Below are 15,853 nucleotides of genomic sequence, written 5' to 3' on the forward strand. Positions count from 1 at the left end.
GCCCGGCGGCCCGGCGGCCCGGCGATCTGTCCAGATCATCCGATCCGACCCAGTTGCCGGGCTCGGGCAGCTATGGATAGCATCATTACCGATACCGCAGCGTCCCACTATCCACAGGCGAGGGAGTAGTCATGTTCGCCGCACTCGGCAGAACGGCCGCACGTCGGCGATGGACGGTGGTGGTCGGCGCCGTCCTTTTCGTCGCTCTCTCTGGCTTCTGGGGCGCGGGCGCCTTCGGCAGCTTCGGCGGGGGCGCCGGCTTCGACGACCCCTACAGCGAGTCGGCGCAGGCCAACGAGATCCTGGCCGGGCCGCTCGGCCGCAGCGCCACCGACGTCGTCGTGATGTTCACGAGCCCCGACCGCACGGTGGACGACCCGGCGTTCGAGGCCGCGGTCACCGAGGCCGCGGCGCGCATTCCGGAGTCGTCCTACACGCGCCTGGACACCTACTGGAGCACCGGCTCTCCAGACCTCGTCTCGGCCGACCGGCAGTCCACCTACATCGGGCTTCAGCTCGCCTCGCCGGAGGAGACGGACAACGTCGTCATCTACCAGGAGACGATCGAGGACCGGCTCGACGTGGAGGGCTACGAGGTGCTCTACGGCGGGCTCGTACCCGTCAACGAGCAGGTCAACGCGCTCACCGGGCAGGACCTCGTGCGCGCCGAGATGGTTTCGATCCCGATCCTGCTGATCCTGCTGGTGATCATCTTCCGCAGCCTGGTGGCCGCTTCCATCCCGCTCATCGTGGGCACGGTCGTCGCGGTCGGATCGCTGGCCGTGCTGCGGGTGGTCGGGTTCTTCTACCCGGTCTCCACGTTCTCGATCAACGTCGTGACACTGCTCGGGCTCGGCCTCGCGATCGACTACGGCCTGCTCGTCGTCAACCGGTTCCGCGAGGAGCTCGCGGCGGGCCGCCCGGTCGACGAGGCGGTGGAGCGCACGATGGGCTCCGCCGGCCGCACGGTCACGTTCTCCGGCATCGCCATCGCCCTCACGCTGATCGGCCTGTTGATCTTCCCGTCGCGGTTCCTGGTCTCGATGGCGGTCGCCATCGTCAGCGTCGTCCTGTTCGCCGTGGTCGCGGTGTTGCTGCTCCTGCCCGCGCTGCTGCGCTTCGCCGGGCACCGCATCAACTCGCTGCGCCTTCCGCTGCCGCGGTTCGGCCGCCGCGACGCCGAGACCGTCCCGGTGCAGGAGGGCGGCTGGTACCGCACGGCCAAGGTGATCATGCGGCGCCCGGTCGCCGTCACCGTCGGGCTGACGATCCTGCTGCTCGGGGCGGGCGCCCCGCTGCTCGGCGCGCAGTGGGGCCGTCCGTCCGACTGGGTGCTGCCGGCCGACGTCGACGCCCGTGTCGTCGACGACATGCTCGACAACGACTTCGTCCGTGACCCGACGGAGATCGTGACGGCGGTGGTGCAGTTGCCGGGCGCCGCCGACAGCCCGCAGTCGACCGCCGCATTGGAGGAGTTCGCCGCCCGGCTCGACCAGGTGCCCGGCGTCGACGGCGCCGCGATCACCGCCACCGAGGGCGACCTCGCCCGGCTCACGCTCGGCTACGCGATGGACCCGCAGTCCGACGAGGCCGCCGAGATGGTCCGGGGCCTGCGGGCAGCGGCGCCGCCGGAGGGCGCCACGGTGCGCTTCACCAACTACCCGGTGTCGCTGGCCGACATGCTCTCCATGCTCGGCGACCGGCTGCCGCTACTCGTGCTCTACATCTCGGTGATCTCGTTCGTCGTGCTCTTCATGGCGTTCGGGTCGGTGCTGATCCCGATCCAGTCGCTGCTGCTCAACGTGCTGTCGCTGTCGGCGGCGTTCGGCACGATCGCGCTGATCTTCCAGTACGGGTTCCTCTCCGACGTCCTCGGTTTCGTGCCGGAGGGCTTCATGGACGCCAACATGCCGATGCTGATCCTCGTGATCATCTTCGGGCTGGCGATGGACTACCAAGTGTTCACGCTCTCCCGGATCCGGGAGAACTGGGAGGCCACCCACGACCCGGTGGAGTCGGTGGCCGTCGGCATCCAGCAGTCCGGGCGGATCATCAGCAGCGCCGCGGTGCTGTTCGTGGTGGTCGTCGGCGGGTTCATCCTGTCCAACATCACCTTCATGATGATGATCGGGGTCGGCCTCGTGATCGCCGTCGTCGTCGACGCCACGATCGTCCGCGGCCTGCTCGTGCCGGCCACGATGCGGCTGCTCGGCGACCGCGCCTGGTGGGCGCCCGCGCCGCTGGCCCGCTGGTGGCGGCGCTGGGGCGTTCCGGAGTCACACGGCGGCCCGCCCGTCCCGCCCCTGGGATCGGGGCCGGGTGCGCCGGGAGCACAAAATCCCCGGCACCACCGGCACGACAGCGAGCCCGTCCGGGCATCGGCCGAATGAGCGAGCTCCCGGTCTCTACGGCTGAGGCCGGGGCCAGGCCGGCGGCGTCCCCCCAAGTTCCGCCGCCGGCCTGGCGTCCCGTCCTCGCAGTGGCAGGTCTTGTTGGACTGGTACTGCTCGTCACCAGCGGCCGTTACGGGTACTGGGGCGACGAGCTCTACTACCTGGCCGCCGGCCGCCACCCCGACTGGGGCTACGCCGACCAGCCCCCGCTCGTACCGCTGATCGCCAGGGCGATGGACGAGCTGTTCGCCGGTTCGCTCGTCGGCTTCCGGCTACCCGTCCTCTTGATCACGGTGGCGGGCGTGGTCGTGGCCGCGCTGACCGCGCGGGAACTGGGTGGCGGCCCCCGGGCCCAGCTGGTCACCGCGGGTTCCTACGCCACCGCGCCATTCCTGCTGGGGCAGGGCCACCTGCTCTCCACCAACACCGTCGACTTCCTGTTCTGGGCCTTCGGGCTCCTGCTCCTCGTCCGGTGGGTCCGGGTCCGCGACGACCGGCTGCTCCTCGCGCTCGGCGTCGTCACGGCGGTGGCGCTGCAGGCCAAGCTGCTGATCCCCGTGCTGTGGATCGCGGTGGCGGCCGCCGCCGTCGTCCTCGGCCCGCGCGAGCTGCTCCGCAGGCCGATGCTGTGGCTTGCCGCCGCAATCGCCGGGGCCTCGGCGGTACCGACGGTGCTCTGGCAGGCCGCGAACGGCTGGCCGCAGTTCGAGGTGGCCGAGGCCACCGGCGCCGAGGTCGCGTCGACCTACGCGGGGGCGCTCGGCTTCGTGCCGCTCGCCCTGTTCGTCTCCGGGCTGCCCGTGGGGGCGCCGCTGCTGTGCTACGGCCTGTGGCGGCTGCTGCGCGCCCCGCGGCTGCGCCCGTACCGCTTCCTCGGGGTGGCGGTGCTCGCCACGACGGCGTTCTTCGTCGTCACCGGCGGGCGGTACTACTACGTGGTCGGGATGTTCGCGCTGTGCTGGGCCGCGGGCGCCACCGAGATCGAGCACGCTATCGAGCGCGGCGCCGGCAGGGCGTGGCGCCGCGCGACGGGCCGGGTGGCGTTCGGCATCGCCGCGGTGGTCGTGGTGCTGACGACGCTGCCGGTGCTGCCGGTCTCCTGGATCGGCCGCGTGCCCGGCCTCGGCAGCCCGTTCGCCGCCGAGGAGATCGGCTGGCCGCAGCTGGCCGACACCGTCACCACCGCGTACCGGGCGCTGCCCGCGGAGCAGCAGGCCACCACTGTGGTGGTCGCCGAGACCTACCGCCAGGCCGGCGCGGTCGAGCGGTTCGCCCCGCCCGAGCTGCGCCCGGCCTACAGCGGCAGCCGCGGGTACTGGTTCCTCGCCGTGCCTCCGGCCGACACCACGACCGTGCTCTTCGTGGGCGGCGACCCGCCGATGCTCGCGCGCTGGTTCGGCTCGGTACGTCAGGTCGGCACGGTGGACAACGGGCTGGGCATTCGGAACGTCAACCAGGGCGCGCCGGTATGGCTGTGCACGGAACCGAGAGCCCCCCTGCCGGACATGTGGCCGGATTTCCTGCAGTACGAGGTGCGATTCAACACGTTCCAGGAGAGCTGAAGGCACGTTCGCATTCTCGTCTGGATGATCAGCGGGTGGACACGCCCGAGCTGCGTGACGACGAGATCGTCCTCCGAGCCTGGTCCCTGGCCGACGCGGAGTGGTACGCGCGCTGCAGCCGGGACCCCGAGATCCAGCGCTTCACCACCGATCCGGCAGCGCCTGATGCCGGCGCCGGCCCACCGCCTGGGCGCGCGAGAGGGCCCGGCGGGTCTCCCCGCCGGGCCGTCTCGTCGAGCCCAGTGATCGTCGAGCTAGTGATCGTCCAACTCAGTGACCCATGGCCGCGCCGCCGCTCACCGGCAGCATGGCGCCGGTGACGTAGCTGGCGCCCTCGCTCGCCAGAAACTGCACGGCGGGCGGGAGCTCCTCCAGCCGGCCGGGCCGGCGCATCGCGGTGTTGCCCATCGCGTGCGCCCGGGCCTGGTCACCGACGTGCGCGATCAGCTCCGTCTCGATGACGCCGGGCGTCACGATGTTGACGGTGATGTTGCGCTTGCCCAGCTCCCACGCGAGCGAGCGGGCGAGCCCGACCAGCGCGGACTTGGAGGAGGCGTAGTTGGTGATGCCGGGGCTGCCCCACATGCCGACGGCCGAGCCGATGAAGATGATGCGGCCCCACCGGGCCTTCACCATGTCGGGCACCACGGCCTTCGTGACGCGCATGGCGCCGAGGAAGTTCGTGTCCACCACCGAGACGAACTCCTCCTCGTCCATGCCGAGGAAGAGCCCGTCCTTGGTGATGCCCGCGTTGTTGACGAGCACCTGAACAGGGCCCTGCTGCGCGGCCACCTCGGCGACCGCCCGCTCCACCGAGGCCGTGTCGGTGACGTCGCAGCGCACACCGAAGAATCCGGCGGGCGGTTCTCCGGTGCGATAGGTCACGGCCACCTTGTCGCCGGCATCGGCGAACGCCTTCGCGATAGCGAGACCGATGCCGCGGTTGCCGCCGGTGACGAGAACAGAGCGGGTCATATCAGCTCCTTCTGCTGGGTCTGGGGCTGCTGGGTGTCGGTCGCGAGCAGCGCATCGAGCTCCGCGATCGCGGTGGTGGTGTCGGTGAAATGAATCGCCGTCCAGCCCGAATTGCGGGCGCCCTCGCAATTGCCGGCGAGATCGTCGACGAATACGGTCTCCTCAGGGCGAGTGCCCGAGCAGTCCAGCGCGAGCGCGAAGATCTCCGGGCTCGGCTTGCGCATCGCCACCTGGAACGACAGCACGACGTCGTCGAAGAGCGTGGGGTCGACCATGCGGCGCCAGTGCTCGTCCCACGCCGGCACCATGTTCGAGAGCAACCCGACGAACACCCCGCTCGCGCGCAGCGCCACCAGCCGGTCGAGCCAGGCGTGGTTGGTCTCGCGGCCGTCGAACCACGAGTCGGCCATCGTGACGGGGGCCTCGGCCAGGCCCAGCTCGTCGGCGATCTCCCGAAGCCACTGCTGCTCGCTGACGAGCGGCGTGTCCAGCGGGAGCATGACGTCGTCGGTGCCGTACCGGGCGGTCACGGCGGCTGCGGCGACAGCGACGGCGGCCGGGTCGAGCCGGTGCCTGCGGCAGAAAGCCATCATGGTGTGGGAGATCGGCGGGGTGAGCACCCCGCCGAAATCGGTCCACACGGCGCGGACGGTCATCGGGTTCCTCCTGACGTGTGCGGCTGCTGTCGCACCGTGACCGTGACGCTGGTGACCTCGGTGCCGTCCTGGGTGAAGCTGACGGGGATCTCCGTCGCGACCGGCCCGATCACCGGAGTGGTCGCGACGGTCGGCCGGTCCAGCTCCGCGAAGCGGGGGAACCGGGCGGTGATCGCGAGCACCTCGGCGTCGGGGACCCCGGCGGCGAGCAGGGCGAGCTGGCGGGCGGCCTCGGTGAGCACCGCTCCCGGCAGGTGGTCGTAGACGTGGTCGAACAGCGCCCGGTTGCCGAACCGTGGGGCGACGAGCGCGCGGTGCCCGTCGGGTCCTGACGCGGCGTCGGCCAGCACGACGTTCGCCGGGTTCGTGCGCCCCACCAGGACCGGCGCGACCGCCAGTGGGTGGGCGAGGCCGGGCATCTGGTCGGTCGTCGGGGCGGGCTCCTCCCGCACGATCGAGCGCACGGCCGCGTGCTGCTCGTGGGTCATCACGAGCACGTCGAGGCGGTGTGTCCCGACGGTCATACCGTCGAGCTCGAACCGCTGCATCACGTGCCCCGACCGCGACTTCTTCCCGCCGGGCTTGCGCGCCTCGAACGTGTCGGTGACGACGAGCCGGATCGGGTGGTGTGCCGCGCGCAGCATGTCCGGGCGCGTGAGCACGAGCGTGGAACCGCTGATGAGCATCGTGCTGGTGAGCGGGATCCCGACGAGGTGCCCGCCGTAGATCCCGGCCTGCCGGGCCGCCTCGAGCAGCAGGAGCGGGTCGACCTGCCCGCTCATGTGGTCGCCGAAGTACCCGTGGCTCGGGGGGAGCTGCACCGCCACCCGGACCTGCTTCTCCGCCACCCGCACCGCGTCGGTCACGAACACCTCGGCGACGGCGGCGCGGTGCACCATCTGGCGGGCCACCGTGCGGTCGTAGGTCAGCGGCTGCTCCCCACCGGCGCCACCCGGGCCCCTAGGAGCCGGCCCCGTCAGGGGATCGGCGGTCGTCCAGTGCACGCGCATCGTCTGCGCTCCTCCCGGTCGCCTGGCGCATCCGGCCCCGACGCTCGCAGCGGCCTGTGGAATGCGAATGGAACGCGCGTCGATCCGATGTGCGCATACCTCGAAATGCGCAGAGGCCGGTACGTCCTTGGCGCCGCGTTCTTGCGGCCGCGCGGACGGCGCTCCCACGATTCCCTCGACAACCCGCCTGGGACGAAGGGGCACGAGCATGAGCGAGAACGCGGTCACGACCAGTCCGGTCCAGGAGAAGGCCCTGGAGATCATCGCGCAGGAGCTGGAACTGGAGGCGTCGGAGTTCACGCTCACCGGGCATTTCGTGGACGACTACGACGCCGACTCGCTCGCGCTCATCGCGGTCGTCGCGCGGATCGAGAAGGAGCTGGGGGTGGCGATCCCCAAGACCGAGCTCGTGAAGATGATCAACCTGGAGGCCGTTTTCGGCCTCATCGCCTCCTACGACGACACCAACACCCGCGTCGAGGAGGTGGCGCGCCATGCCTGAGCCGCGCAGGGTGGCGGTGACCGGCCTGGGCACCGTGAGCTGTGTGGGGATCGGGATCGACGCCTTCACCGCTGCGGTGAAGGAGGGCCGGGTCGGCGCTTCGGAGATCACCTCGTTCGACACGACCGGCTTCCCGGCCACGATGGCGTGCGAGGTGCGGGACTTCGAGCCGGGCGACGTGCTGGAGCGGGTGACTCCCGACCGCTGGGGGCCGAGCGCAGTGTTCGCCGCCGCGGCCGGCCGCCTGGCGGTCCAGGACGCCGACCTCGACCCCGCGTCGCTCACGGGCATGCGCGCCGGCACCGTCATGGGCACCACCGGCGGTGAGGCCCCGGTGATCCAGCAGCTCACGGGACAGTGGCTCGCCGCCGGCCTCAAGAGCATCGACGGGCACCTCGTCGAGCAGGTGCCTGCCAACCGCATCGCGACCGCCGTCAACCACGAGCTGGGGCTCACCGGCCCGGCGCAGACGGTGCCCTCGGCGTGCTCCGCGAGCAACTTCGCACTGGGCTACGCCTACGACCTGATCGTCTCCGGCGAGGCGGACATGATGGTCGCGGGCGGCGCCGACGCGGTGAACCGATCGACGCACGCCGGGTTCCTGCAGCTCGGGGCGCTCGCCTCGGACGTCTGCCGGCCGTTCGACGTGGACCGCTCCGGCATCCTCACCGGCGAGGGCGGGGTGGCGCTGCTGCTCGAGCCCTACGACGTGGCGCAGGCCCGCGGCGCGCGGATCTACGCCGAGCTGCTCGGCTACGGCGCGAACTGCGACGCCAAGCACATGGTCAACCCCGACGCCGACAGCATCGCGGCCTGCATCCGGCTGGCCCACGAGTCGGCAGGGGTGTCGCCCGACCAGGTCGACTACGTCTGCGCGCACGGCACGGGGACCCCCACGAACGACGCCACCGAGGTCGCGGCGATGCGTGCGGTGTTCCCCGACCGGCTGCCCCCGATCAGCTCGATCAAGTCGATGATCGGGCACACGATGGGCGCGGCGAGCGGGTTCGGGGCGGCGATCTGCTGCAAGGCGCTCGAGGAGGGCTTCCTCCCGCCGACGGCGAACCTGCGCACGCTGGACCCCGCGCTCGGCCCCGGCGTCGACCCGGTGCCCGGCGTCGCCCGCCCCGCGACGCCGTCGGTCGTGCAGAACCACGGCTTCGCGTTCGGCGGCAACAACGCGATCACGATGTTCGGACGGGCGGCATGACCGCCGCGGCGGCCGTAGCCGTCCCGCAGGTCCTCCCGGAGGTGGCACCGCTCGCCGTGACGGCCACCGGGGTGGTGTCGGCTGCCGGGTTCGGCGCAGGCCCGCTCGCCGAGGTGCTCGCAGGCACAATCGAGCCGCACGGCGAACCGACCGACCCGGACGGGGCGGACCACCCGGTCCGCCCGGTCCGCACGGTGGCGCCGTTCGACCGGGCGGCGCTGCTCGGCCGCAAGGGCACCCGCAACCTGGACCGGCTCACCCAGCTCGGCCTGCTCGCCGCCAACCAGGCGATCGCCGCGCTGCCCGGTGCCGGGCTCGCCGGCGTCCGGCTGGACCGGACCGGCGTCGTCGTCGGCACGACCACCGGCAGCATCACGACGGCCACCGACGTCGGGCGCGACACGCTCGTGCACGAGAAGCCCTACATGGTGAACCCCGCGACCTTCCCGAACACGGTGATGAACACCTGCAGCGGGCAGATCGCCATTCGCCATGGCCTGCTCGGCGTGAACGCGGCGGTCTCCGGCGGCGCGCTGTCGTGGCTGCTCGCCGTCCGGTACGCGCGCACCGCGCTGACCAGCGGCCGGGCCGACCGGCTCCTCGTGGGTGCGGTCGAGGAGGTGACGGCCCGCACCGCGTGGGCCTGGCATCTCACCGGCCTGCTCGCCCCCGAGGCGCCGCTCGGGGAGGGCGCGGCGTTCTTCGTCGTGGAGCCGGCGGGCGGCGCCTCTCCGGCGGCCGAGCTGCTGGGTTGCGAGGTCGGCTACTTCGGCGGGGCCGGCCCCGGCCTCTCCGGCGGCCTGCGGCGCTGCATCGCGGTCGCGCTGCAGCGCAGCGGGCTGACGGCGGCCGACGTCGACGTCGTGGTGCCGGGGGCCGGTGGGCACACCCGGCTCGCGCGACTGGAGCGGCGCGCGCTCGGCGCGGAGCTGGGGGCGCTGCCCGCGTCGCTCGACGTGGTGCCCGCCGTGGGCGAGGCGTACAGCGCGGGCGGCGCGCTGCAGCTGGCGGCGTTGCTGGCGACGACGGGCGCGGAGGAGCGAGGCCGGATCGGCCTGCTCACCTCGGTGGGCGAGGACGGCGGCGCAGGCGCCCTCGTGGTGCGCTGCTGACCCGAGACACGAACTGCCAGGAAAGCCCACATTTAGGGCGTAGCTGCCCTGAATGTGGGCTTTCCTGGCAAATAGGCGTTTATGACAGGGCGGCGCCTGGTTCTGGGCGCCCCCGGTCCACCACGTCGTCCAGCTCCACGCTGCGCAGCTGGGAGCGCGTCGAGATCCCCAGCTTCGGGAAGAGCTTGTACAGGTGGTATCCGACCGTCCGCGGGCTCAGGAACAGCATCGCGCCGATCTCCTTGTTGGACAGGCCGCCCGCCGCGAGCCGCGCCACCTGCAGTTCCTGCGTGGTGAGCACGGCGGACGCGGGCCGGTCGTCACGGGGGGATGCGCCCAGGCCGCCCGCCCCGCGCAGCTGGGAGCGCGCGATCTCGGCCCAGCGGCGCGCGCCCTGCCCGTCGAAGAGCTCCACGGCGAGCCGCAGCGGGGTGCGGGCCTCCGTCCGGCGCCTGTCGCGGCGCAGCGCCTCGCCACGCAGGAGCGCGGTGCGGGCCAGCTCGAAGGGCCGGTTGTCGCTCGCTGCTGCGCTGCTGGCCAGCGCGAAGAGCCGGTGAGCCTCCTCGTCGTTCTCGTCGACGAGCGCGAGGCAGCGGTAGAGGTGCGCGCGGGTCCACGGCAACGTCGAGTTCTGCGCCCACCCCGCGAACTCGGAGACGACTCGCCGCGCGAGCCCGAGTTGCTCGGTGCGCACGGCGGCCTCGACGAGGTCAGGGGTGGCGAGCCGGGCGATCAGCTCGTGGGAGAACGGGGTGCCGGACTCGGTGAGCATCACGAGTCGATCGCAGGCCTCGTGCGCGTCGCCCTCGGCGAGGGCGGCGATCGCGATGGCCCAGCTCGCGTGGGCGGCCGCGGCCCTGGCCCTGGTGGGCACCGCGCTCGCGAGGGCCTGCGTGGCGAGGTCGCGGCACTCCGTGTGGTCCCCGCGTACGGCGGCGACGCGGGCGAGGTGCGCGAGCGCTTGCGCGGCGCCCGACTGCTGACCGGTGTCACGGGCGAACTGCAGCACCTCCTCCGCGCAGGCGATGGCGTCGTCGTAGTGGCCGAGCTGGACGTTGACGTCGGTGAGCCACAGCAGGTTCATCGCCAGCGTGCCGAACATGCCGGCGCCCCGCTGCCACGCGCAGACGGACACCCCGAACTCGCGGGTCTGCACCGGGTGCGGGCCCAGAGCACCGAGCGCCATCACCACGACCTCCCGCATCCCGGAGTGTTCGCCCAGCTCGATGGGCATGTCCGCCATGATCTCCGAGGGTTCGGAGCCTGCGGCCGGCAGCCGCCCGTCGAGTGCGAGCGTGAGGCGCTCACCGAGGCGTCCGGCCGGCCCACCGAGCTTGGCGACGGTGCTCGCCGCGCGCCTGCCGTCGGCGAGCTCGCCGGCGTCGTGTGCGGCGGCCACGGACAGCACGAGCAGCAGCGCGGCGTCCACGGGAGTGGAGGCGAAGAGGTCGCGGGCCACCCGCTCCAGGCGAGTGAACGCGGTGACGGGGTCGCCGCTGGTGATCTCGAGCAGGCCGCGCAGCCGCGCGAGCCGCGCCTCGGTCTGCGGCTCGTTGACGGTGGAGAGCTGGGACGAGAGCTCCCGGGCGAGGTCGGTCTGCCCGGAGCGCCATGCGGCCAGCGCGGCCGCCGTGGTGCGGCGGAGGCGCTGCAGCTCCGAGCCGCTCAGCCGGGCCGCCCAGTGCATGACGGCGGCCTCGGTGGCGCTCGCCGGTTGGGTCAGCGCCATCTCCTCCAGCGCGTGAGCCAGCTCCTCGTCAGGGCCTTGGGCCGCGATCGCACGGTGCCGGATGGCGGCGTCCGGGTTGTGCTGGGCGACGGCCACGGCCAGTGCCCGGTGCACGGCCAGCCGCTGGTGGTAAGGGGCGTCCTGGTAAACGGCCGCGCGCAGGAGCGGGTGCCGGAACCGGACATTCGTCGGCCGGACCGTCACGACACCTGCGCGTTCGGCAGGGGCGAGTGCGTCGGCGTCGAGCCCGAGGCGGCGCGCGGCCTCGAACACAGCGCCGACCGGGCCCTCCTCCGCCGCCGCGGCGGCGATCACGAGGGCTGTGCGGGTGGGTTCCGGCAGCGCGGTCACCTGCCGCAGGAACGCGGTCCGCTGCCGGGCTCTGAGCGGCACGGAGACACGCCCCGCGAGGTCTTCCAGCCGGTCGGCGGGCGACTCGGCACGCGCGAGCTCGATCAGAGCGAGGGGGTTGCCACCGGTGGCGGCGATCGCCGCGCGCCGCACCGGAGGCGGCGGCGCCCAGCCGTTGTCGGCGAGCAGCGCACCCGCCGCCTCCTCGTCGAGCTCGCCGAGGGCGAGCCGGGGAATGCCGGCCGCCGCCACGTGGCGGTCCAACGGGGACGTCACGCTCAGCAGGGCGGCGACCGGCACCTCCTTGAGGCGCCGGGCCGCGTAGCGGAGGGTGGTGGCGGACTCGTGGTCGAGCAGGTGCAGGTCGTCCACCACGACCAGCACCGGCCGCCGGGCCGCGGCGCGGACGAGGAGACCCATCACCGCTGCTCCGGTGGGCAGCGCCGGGGCCTCGCCGCATGCCAGCCCGAGGGCGCTGCGCAGCGCAGCAGCCTGTGGCGCTGGGAGGTGGTCGAGCTCGTCGAGCGCGGGGGCGAGCAGCTCGGCCAGGCCGCTGAATGGCACGGCGGTCTCGTCCGGCACGCCTGCGGCGGACAGGACGGTCATGCCGTCGGCGTGCTGGACGGCCTCGGCCAGGAGGCTGCTGCGCCCCGAACCGGGAGGACCGGTGACGAGCAGTGCGCCGCCCGACCCCGCCTGTGCCGCCCCTGTCAGCCTGCCGACCGCCCCCCACGCGGCCGCGCGGCCCCGCAACGCCCCCCGCATGACCACGACCACTCCGATCTGGTCGAAATGACTGATATGGATCCTAAAGGCCTGCTGGATGCTCGTCCCGGCGAGTTCGTCACAGCCAGTGGCTCGGGAAGGGACACGAGTTTCGGCACGGAGACATACCGATGAACACAGTGGGTTTTCTTTCGGTGGTCACGACGCGGCCCGGCGGGGGGAGCGTCGAGGCACGATCGCCGGAATCAGATCCGAGGGGGGTAACAGATGACAGCATTTTGCGCGACAAATCGTTTCGGAACCGTTACTGGTTCCGGGACAGGAAGCGTCCCACCGGTGATCGAGCGGGTTGCTGACCGGCTCGACGAGCACCTACGCCACATCGTGCACCGGGAGCTGCTGAACGCCTGGCTGGGTCGCCTGGCGGGAGCGCTCGTCGGCTGCTCGACGACCGTCCGGACGGCGGGGGGCGTCCCCGGAGGTCTCCTGTTCGCCACACTCATGGCCGAGCTCGTCGACGCCGTCGGTGACCACCCCGACCGCGCGCGGGTACTGGCAGGCGGCGCCGCTGCGCTGCACCGGGCGCTGCAGCACGACGGAGAACCCTCCGTCGAGGGCTGGCGGGTCGGCGTCGACGATCGGCGTGAGCTCGCCAGGGAGGTGCACGACTGGGTCGGCAGTGGTATCGGCCTCGCGCTGTTGCAACTCGACCTGTTCGCCGTGGCGGCGTCGCGCGGCGAGCCCACGGCGGCGAGCCGGGTGTCGGCGGCCCGCCGCACCCTCGAGGAGCTTCAGCGGTCGACCAGGCGGCTCGTCTCCGACCTGCAGGACCGCAGCTGGGTCACCGGGCTCGAGGTCGAGATCCGGGAGTTCGTGGCCAGGGCGAACGTGCTCGGCGCCAGCACCACGGTCGTCGTGCGCGGCGACGAGGAGACGCTCTCGCCGCGGGTGCGCGACGAGGTGTTCGTGGTCGTCAGGGAGGCGCTGCGCAACGCCTACACCCACGCCTGCGCCGAACACGTCACGGCGGTGGTGGACATCGGCCCCGACGTCGTGCGGGCCAGCGTCGACGACGACGGCGTCGGGCTGGGTGGCGGCACGCCTTCCACCGGGCGCGGCGGCGGGCTCGCGGTGATGCGGGAGCGCGCCGAGGCGCTCGGCGGCACGCTCGCGGTCACCGCGACGCGCCCCCGGGGCACGCGGGTCGACTTGTACGTCGAGCTGGCGAGGAGTGCCTGTGAACGCGTCCGGTGAAGCCAGGACTGTGCGCATCCTGCTCGCGGACGACCACACGCTGCTGCGTGAGGCGATGCGCGAGCTGCTTGGGTTCGAGACCGACTTCGAGGTGGTTGGGGAGGCGTCCGACGGTGTCGAGGCCGTCGAGCTGGCCGGGCGGCTGCGCCCGGATGTCGTGCTCCTGGATGTCGAGATGCCGCAGAACGTGCCGACGGAGACCGTCCGCGGCATCCGCTCGGTGTCGCCGGGGTCCCGGGTGATCATGCTGACCATGCACGACGCACCGCAGCTCGTGCGGGACATGGTCGAGTCCGGGGTGGCCGGTTACCTGCACAAGAACATCGGGCGGCAGGCGCTCACGGCGGCCATCCGCGGTGCGGTGGCGGCGGGCACGAGCGGCGGCGGGCGAAGGCTCGTCATGTCCGTCACGCACGGGTCGCTCATGTCCGACCAGACGCCGTCGCGGCTGATCTCACCGCGGGAGCGGCAGATCCTCGTCCTGGTCGCGGCCGCGTTCAGCAACCGCCAGATCGCGAGCCGGCTCTCGATCACCGAGGCGACCGTGAAGCGGCACCTGCGCAACGCGTTCGAGAAGCTCGGAGCCGTGTCGCGGATCGACGCCGTGAACCGGGCCGCTGCCGCCGGGCTGATCCACACGCGGCCGATGCCCAACCCCGGCGACCCCCGGTCCGCCTGACCCGGAGGTCGCGAGGCCCGGGACGAGGAGGCAGCCGCTGACGTCGGTGACGACGGCGGCCACCACCTGGTCCCGGGCCTTCTGCACGAAGAAGTGATCTCCGTCGAACTGGCGCACTCCAAGGAACCGATCGGTGTGCACCGCCCAGCGCTGCATCGCGGCCGCCCGCGCGACCGGATCGTCCTGGCCGCAGAACGCCGTGACGGGCACCGGGAGTACCTCGACATGCCGCGGCCGCCAGCGTTCCGCGACCTCGAGGTCGGCTCGCAGGAGCGGCTCGATCCGGTCCCACAGCTCATCATCCTCGAGCAGCGCCGCCGGCAGCCCGCCAATGCGGTGCAGCGCCGTGCGCAAGGACTCCGACCCCAGACGGTGCAGGTCGAGGGTGCGTCTGCGGTCCGGCGTGCGCGGGCCCGGGTGGGCCGAGACGCCGAGCCAGACCGGCAGGGGCAGGCCCCTGGCCCGCAGCTCCACGCAGAGCGCGAACCCCACCACGGCGCCCATGCTGTGGCCGAACAGGGCGTACGGGCGATCGGCCAGCGGTGCCAGCTCCGTCACCAGGTGGCGCACGAGCCGGTCCATGGTGCGCGCCGGGGCCACGTCGGCGGCGTGCCCGCGGCCCGGCGCGTCCACCAGGCACGCCTCCCAGCCCGCCGGCAGCAGCCGCGCCCAGCGGCGGAACGGCACGTGCGAACCGCCCGCGTGGTGCAGGACCACCAGCCGCAGCAGTGGGTCGGGAAGCGGCCGCGGGCGGACGACCGTCATGGGCCCAGCTCGACGATCGCGCTCGTGCGCGTCAGCACCTTGTCGGCGCCGCAGCGCACCTCCAGATCCACACGCACGGCCGGGGCGTCCAGCTTCGCGGCGACGCGTCCCGTGACGACGATCGTCGCGCCCTCGTCGCCGCGCGGCACGACGACCGGGCGGGCGAACCGCGTGCGGTAGCCGCGCACCGCGCCTGCGCCGGCCCACGCGGTGAGGGCCGCACCGGCGACGCCCATCGTGTACATGCCGTGCGCGATCACGTCGGGCAGGCCGGCCGCCCGTGCCGTCGCCTCGTCCCAGTGGATCGTGTTGAGGTCGCCCGACGCGGCCGCATACCGGACGAGGTCCTGGCGGACGACGACCTGCACGTGCTCGGGGAGCGGCGTGCCCACCTCCACGTCGCCGAACGACGGGCGCACCGTTCCGCCGACCACGGCGGTCACCGGGCCACCGGTCCGCTGTAGACCATCACGCTGTTCGCGGTGCAGACGTGCTCGCCGTCGGTCGTGCTCACGTCGGTCTCCAGGGTCAGGATCTGCCTGCCGTCGATCTCGCGGGCGGAGACCTCGCTCGTCACGACGAGCCGGTCGCCCGCCCGCACCGGGCGTGAGTAGGCGAAGGCCTGGTCGCGGTGGAGGATGTCGGCCATGTCGATGTCGCCGAAGGCGTCCGCGGCGGCCTGGGCCTCGCTGCGCATCGTCAGCGACACGACGAACGTCGGCGGTGCGACGACGTCGGGGTGGCCGTACGCCCGGGCCGCCTCCGGGTCGCGGTGGATCGGGTCGTCGTCGCCGACGGCCACCGCGAACGCCCTGATCGCCTCCCTGCCGACCTCGTAGGGATCGGACGGCGGCGCGAGCCTGCTCGCGAACGTGGGCCCCACCCGCATGGCACGCTCCTCTGCTCGGTGACCTCGACAGACGCTCGGT

The 15,853-nt window shown here is 72.7% G+C and carries 13 protein-coding genes and 1 pseudogene; 7 read left to right on the plus strand and 7 right to left on the minus strand.

Annotation, left to right across the window (positions count from 1 at the left end):
• The first annotated feature begins 131 nt into the window (after window positions 1-131).
• Window positions 132-2,390 carry an MMPL family transporter gene (locus ABD143_RS09280; protein ID WP_343974289.1) on the plus strand — a complete coding sequence of 753 codons (2,259 nt, stop codon included), beginning with the start codon at window positions 132-134 and terminating at the stop codon, window positions 2,388-2,390.
• A gap of 89 nt (window positions 2,391-2,479) precedes the next feature.
• On the plus strand, window positions 2,480-3,955 hold the full coding sequence (locus tag ABD143_RS09285) for an ArnT family glycosyltransferase (protein ID WP_343974293.1): 1,476 nt from the start codon (window positions 2,480-2,482) through the stop codon (window positions 3,953-3,955).
• A 270-nt stretch (window positions 3,956-4,225) separates the two neighbouring features.
• Here ABD143_RS09285 and ABD143_RS09290 read toward each other — a convergent pair whose 3' ends face one another.
• Genes ABD143_RS09290 through ABD143_RS09300 form a run of 3 tightly spaced genes read right to left on the minus strand, consistent with a single transcriptional unit; the run spans window position 4,226 to window position 6,596 of the window.
• A complete protein-coding gene (locus tag ABD143_RS09290) occupies window positions 4,226-4,930 on the minus strand; it encodes an SDR family oxidoreductase (protein ID WP_343974295.1) in 705 nt (234 codons plus the stop codon).
• Window positions 4,927-5,586, minus strand: a complete 660-nt coding sequence (locus tag ABD143_RS09295) for an HAD family hydrolase (protein ID WP_343974298.1) — start codon at window positions 5,584-5,586, stop codon at window positions 4,927-4,929. Before ABD143_RS09295 ends, ABD143_RS09290 begins: the two co-directional genes overlap by 4 nt.
• Window positions 5,583-6,596 (minus strand): AfsA-related hotdog domain-containing protein, encoded by a 1,014-nt coding sequence (locus tag ABD143_RS09300; RefSeq protein WP_343974301.1) that lies wholly within the window; start codon window positions 6,594-6,596, stop codon window positions 5,583-5,585. Before ABD143_RS09300 ends, ABD143_RS09295 begins: the two co-directional genes overlap by 4 nt.
• A 208-nt stretch (window positions 6,597-6,804) precedes the next feature.
• Here ABD143_RS09300 and ABD143_RS09305 point away from each other — a divergent pair, with 208 nt between their 5' ends.
• Genes ABD143_RS09305 through ABD143_RS09315 form a run of 3 tightly spaced genes read left to right on the plus strand, consistent with a single transcriptional unit; the run spans window position 6,805 to window position 9,420 of the window.
• Window positions 6,805-7,098, plus strand: a complete 294-nt coding sequence (locus tag ABD143_RS09305; protein ID WP_343974304.1) for an acyl carrier protein — start codon at window positions 6,805-6,807, stop codon at window positions 7,096-7,098.
• A complete protein-coding gene (locus tag ABD143_RS09310) occupies window positions 7,091-8,308 on the plus strand; it encodes a beta-ketoacyl-[acyl-carrier-protein] synthase family protein (protein WP_343974307.1) in 1,218 nt (405 codons plus the stop codon). Before ABD143_RS09305 ends, ABD143_RS09310 begins: the two co-directional genes overlap by 8 nt.
• Window positions 8,305-9,420 (plus strand): beta-ketoacyl synthase N-terminal-like domain-containing protein, encoded by a 1,116-nt coding sequence (locus tag ABD143_RS09315; RefSeq protein WP_343974310.1) that lies wholly within the window; start codon window positions 8,305-8,307, stop codon window positions 9,418-9,420. Before ABD143_RS09310 ends, ABD143_RS09315 begins: the two co-directional genes overlap by 4 nt.
• Before the next feature lie 79 nt (window positions 9,421-9,499).
• Here the strand turns inward: ABD143_RS09315 and ABD143_RS09320 are convergent, their stop codons facing one another.
• The gene (locus tag ABD143_RS09320; RefSeq protein ID WP_343974629.1) at window positions 9,500-12,265 is read right to left on the minus strand and encodes a helix-turn-helix transcriptional regulator; all 2,766 of its coding nucleotides are present in this window, start codon (window positions 12,263-12,265) and stop codon (window positions 9,500-9,502) included.
• 297 nt (window positions 12,266-12,562) lie between these two features.
• Between ABD143_RS09320 and ABD143_RS09325 the strand changes: the two genes are divergently transcribed.
• A complete protein-coding gene (locus ABD143_RS09325) occupies window positions 12,563-13,480 on the plus strand; it encodes a sensor histidine kinase (RefSeq protein WP_343974314.1) in 918 nt (305 codons plus the stop codon).
• On the plus strand, window positions 13,464-14,159 hold the full coding sequence (locus tag ABD143_RS09330; protein ID WP_343974317.1) for a response regulator: 696 nt from the start codon (window positions 13,464-13,466) through the stop codon (window positions 14,157-14,159). Before ABD143_RS09325 ends, ABD143_RS09330 begins: the two co-directional genes overlap by 17 nt.
• A 69-nt stretch (window positions 14,160-14,228) precedes the next feature.
• Here ABD143_RS09330 and ABD143_RS09335 read toward each other — a convergent pair.
• The 3 genes and pseudogenes from ABD143_RS09335 to ABD143_RS09345 all read right to left on the minus strand — a co-directional run.
• A pseudogene (locus tag ABD143_RS09335) lies at window positions 14,229-14,924 on the minus strand (thioesterase II family protein); the annotation flags it as partial.
• A complete protein-coding gene (locus tag ABD143_RS09340) occupies window positions 14,921-15,367 on the minus strand; it encodes a MaoC/PaaZ C-terminal domain-containing protein (RefSeq protein WP_343974320.1) in 447 nt (148 codons plus the stop codon). The gene ABD143_RS09340 and the pseudogene ABD143_RS09335, both read right to left, overlap by 4 nt.
• On the minus strand, window positions 15,364-15,813 hold the full coding sequence (locus ABD143_RS09345) for an FAS1-like dehydratase domain-containing protein (protein WP_343974323.1): 450 nt from the start codon (window positions 15,811-15,813) through the stop codon (window positions 15,364-15,366). Before ABD143_RS09345 ends, ABD143_RS09340 begins: the two co-directional genes overlap by 4 nt.
• Window positions 15,814-15,853: the final 40 nt, after the last annotated feature.

The sequence above is a fragment of the Pseudonocardia aurantiaca genome (assembly GCF_039526725.1).
Taxonomy (GTDB): Bacteria; Actinomycetota; Actinomycetes; order Mycobacteriales; family Pseudonocardiaceae; genus Pseudonocardia; species Pseudonocardia aurantiaca.